The organism is Cellulomonas sp. P4_B5_2 (assembly GCF_056402235.1).
The window spans coordinates 1-3,226 of sequence record NZ_JBFUHU010000440.1; the positions used below are offsets into that span (position 1 = coordinate 1).

The 3,226-nt window shown below is 71.1% G+C and carries 4 protein-coding genes; all 4 read right to left on the bottom strand.

Going from position 1 to position 3,226, the window contains the following annotated elements:
* Positions 1 to 924: FAD-dependent oxidoreductase (locus tag AC1DUQ_RS20810; protein ID WP_477074525.1), on the bottom strand; the 924-nt coding region annotated here is incomplete at its 3' end.
* A complete protein-coding gene (locus tag AC1DUQ_RS20815; RefSeq protein ID WP_477074526.1) occupies positions 851 to 2,437 on the bottom strand; it encodes a pectate lyase family protein in 1,587 nt (528 codons plus the stop codon). The genes AC1DUQ_RS20815 and AC1DUQ_RS20810, both read right to left, overlap by 74 nt.
* A 117-nt stretch (positions 2,438 to 2,554) precedes the next feature.
* Positions 2,555 to 2,707, bottom strand: coding sequence for a hypothetical protein (locus tag AC1DUQ_RS20820; protein WP_477059615.1), 153 nt, complete (start codon positions 2,705 to 2,707; stop codon positions 2,555 to 2,557).
* Between the two features lie 227 nt (positions 2,708 to 2,934).
* Positions 2,935 to 3,226, bottom strand: a 292-nt coding sequence (locus AC1DUQ_RS20825) for a trypsin-like serine protease (protein WP_477074527.1), incomplete at its 5' end; no start/stop codon positions are given.

Genomic DNA, 3,226 nt, shown 5'->3' on the forward strand with positions numbered 1-3,226 from the left:
GCGCAGGTCGCCGTCGCACAGGACCGCGAGGGTCGCCGCGTCCTCGAGCGCCTGCCCGCCGCCCTGCCCGACGTCGGGGGTCATCGCGTGGGCGGCGTCCCCGAGCAGGGCCACCCGACCCTGCACGAACGACGGGAGCCGCCGGTCGAGGTCGTGGATGTCGTGCCGCAGCACCGCGGCCGGGTCGGTGCCGGCGACGAGCGCGGGGATCGGGTCGTGCCAGTGGTCGAAGCGGCGACGGACCTCGGCGACCTCGTCGGCGGACCGGGTGCCCGGCGGGACGCTCGCGACGGCGAACCAGTACACGCGTCCGTCCCGCAGTGGCACGTACCCGAACCGCTCGCCGCGGCCCCACGTCTCGCCCGCGGAGCCGAGCAGGTCGACCGCACCCTCGGTGACTCCCCGCCACGCGGTGTAGCCGACGTACCGGGGGGACGCTCCGTGGGCGAACGTGCTCCGGACCGCGCTGCGGAGCCCGTCTGCACCGACCACGAGGTCCGCGGCCGCGCGACCTCCAGAGGAATCAATGACGACCCCGCGCGCGTGCTCGACGCCGGCCACCGTCATGCCCGTGCGCACCACGCCCTCGGGCAGCGCGTCCAGCAGCATGCGCTGCAGGTCCTGCCGGTGCACGACCGCGAGGTCCTGCGTGGAGCTCGGGGGGACCTCGACCAGCCACCGTCCCGACGGCTGCCGCTGGCCCGTCCGCAGCGTGGAGTCGTACGGAGCGGAGACCGCGCGGACGTCGTCGGCCAGTCCGAGCACCCGAAGGGCGGCGAGCCCGTTGGCGAACAGCGAGATCCCGGCGCCGGGCGCGGTCAGGTCCGGGCTGCGCTCCAGCACCGTGACGTCATGCCCTCGGCGGTGCAGCCCCACCGCGACCGCGAGCCCACCGATCCCTGCGCCGACGACCGTGACCTGCATGAGCACAGGATGCCGGGTCGGAGGGCCGACGTGACAGAGTCGCGGGGGGGGGGGGGGGGGGGGGGGGGGGGGGGGGGGGCGTGTCGCCGTTGAGCACGCGCCAGTTCCCGATCCGGCCGGTGGCCCCGGAGGCCTCACGGATCGCGATGGTCGACACCGTCTTCGCCGATCCCCACTTGACGGAGATGCTGCCCGTCGATCCGGACGGCGACCAGTACGTGCTCGTGGACCCGTCGATGACGTTGCCGTAGCTGGTGCCGCTGGCCTTGCTCGAGCCGTCAGCGCCCGCGCCGATGCTGAGGTTGGTGCCGGTGGGCGTCGTCGACGTCGGGGAGGGCGTCGGGGCGGGGGTCGTGGTCGTCGGCGTCGGGGTCGGCGTCGTCGGGGTGGGCGTCGGCGTCGTAGGGGTGCACGAGCCGTTCGAGACCTTCAGGCCTGTGCCGGCGCCTGCCGTCTGGCGCACGATCGCCGGCACGCAGGCGGCCCCGTCGAGCGTGTAGCCGTACGGGATGCTCACCGTCGTGGTGGACGTCGGGTTGGGTCCGGCCGGGTTGTTGTCGGTGCCCTTGGCGCTCCAGGTCACGTTGTCGAAGATGTTCCCGGCCACCTGCCAGCTGCCCGGCAGGTCCGTGTAGAAGGTGCCGAGCACGTCCTTCGAGTCCTCGAAGTAGTTGTTCTCGACCTTGGCCTTGCCTCCGGCGCGGGAGTTGATCCCGGACTCGTTGAGGCCCGCGTAGTAGTTGTTGTAGATGTGGGCCGTGGCGCCGCGCAGCAGCGGGGCGCGGGAGTCGATGTTCTCGTACAGGTTGTGGTGGAACGTGACGGGGCCGTTCTGGAGGTCGCTGTCGCTGGAGCCGACCAGGCCCCCGCGGCCAGAGTTGCGCAGGATGCTGTAGGAGAGGGTCACGTACGTCGTGCTCGCCTTCATGTCGAAGAGGCCGTCGTAGCCCTCCGACTCCCCGCCGGACGCCTCGAGCGTGGCGTGGTCGACCCAGACGTTGTGCACGCCGCTCTCCATGCCGATGGCGTCGCCGCCGTTCGACGTGGGCGAGCCCGACTTCTTGACGTTCCTGACCGTCACGTTCTGGATGATGATGTTGCTGGACTCGCGGATGTGGATGCCCAGCTGGTCGAACACGGCCCCGCTGCCCACACCGACGATCGTCACGTTGCTGATCTGCTTGAGCTCGATCACGCCGGCCGCGGTGCTGCAGCTCTCGCCGGACACCTTGGCCGTGTTGGCGTGGTTGATGGTGCCCTGCACCTGGATCGTGATCGGTGTGCTGCTGCTCGCGCGGTTGCACAAGGCCGCGTGGATCGCGGTGCCGGTGCTCGCGGTGACCGTCTGCCCGCCCGCACCTCCGGTGGTGCCGCCGTTGACGGACGCGAAGCCGGTTGCCGGGCCCGTCGCCGCCTGCGCAGCCGAGACCGTCAGGGCCGTCACGCCGATCGCCGTCGCCAGCGCCACCGTGGTCCCCGCTGCCAGGAGCCGGGGTGCGAGTGGTCGTCTCATCGTTGCCTCACTTCGTCGTGGGAGCTTCCCCGGGCTGCGAGAGACCGGTTTCACGACAGTAGGAGAGCGTTTTCCGTGACGACAACCCCGCCTAAGCGTTTAGCGCTGGGGTCCGAGCTATCGGCGTGCGCGCAGCGGGTGCCGGTGCGGCCGGAGCCGACGGCGGATACCCGGGCCCGCCTTCTCGAGGTGCGACCGGCGCTGCTCGAGGCGGACCTCGAGCTGGTGCTCCTCGTGGCGGTACATGGCGATGGCAAGGTCCGGGTGCATGAAGGGTCTCCTCGTTGAGCACTCATGGCAGGTAGAGCGGCTTGTGGCCAGTTCCACTCTCCTCCTGCGGACCCCCGTGACCCGCACCACCAGGGGCCCCTCACCCGATCACCACGGTCGCCAGCGGGTGATCTCGGAGCCTGTGGGGGTCCAAGGTCCCAGGGCGGAACGGCACGACCCTCCCTCGGGACCGTGCAGGTTCCGAGGGAGGGTCGGGGTCGAGCTGCTCAGATCGCGACGATGTCGATCTGCGCGAACTCCTCGTCGCCGATGACGGACCGGATCCAGTCCTGGGCCGCCTGGGTGTCGACGCGGTACCCGAAGTCGGTGCCGCGGCAGTACGAGTTCAGACCGAACGACGTCACGGCCACGATCGTGTTCGACGTGTAGCCGCCGTGGAACACCGGCCCGCCGGAGTCACCCGAGCAGGTGCCGCCCTTGCCCTTGCCGTTGCCCGTGGTCTGGATGTTGAACCCGCCGGTGTTGTTGCTGGTCAGCGTCAGGCGAGCGGACGCCATC

What these genes read in the sequence shown, in the direction of transcription:
- AC1DUQ_RS20820 (WP_477059615.1), bottom strand. Translation starts at nt 2,707, where the DNA reads ATGCACCCGGACCTTGCCATCGCCATGTACCGCCACGAGGAGCACCAG.
- AC1DUQ_RS20815 (WP_477074526.1), bottom strand. Translation starts at nt 2,437, where the DNA reads ATGAGACGACCACTCGCACCCCGGCTCCTGGCAGCGGGGACCACGGTG.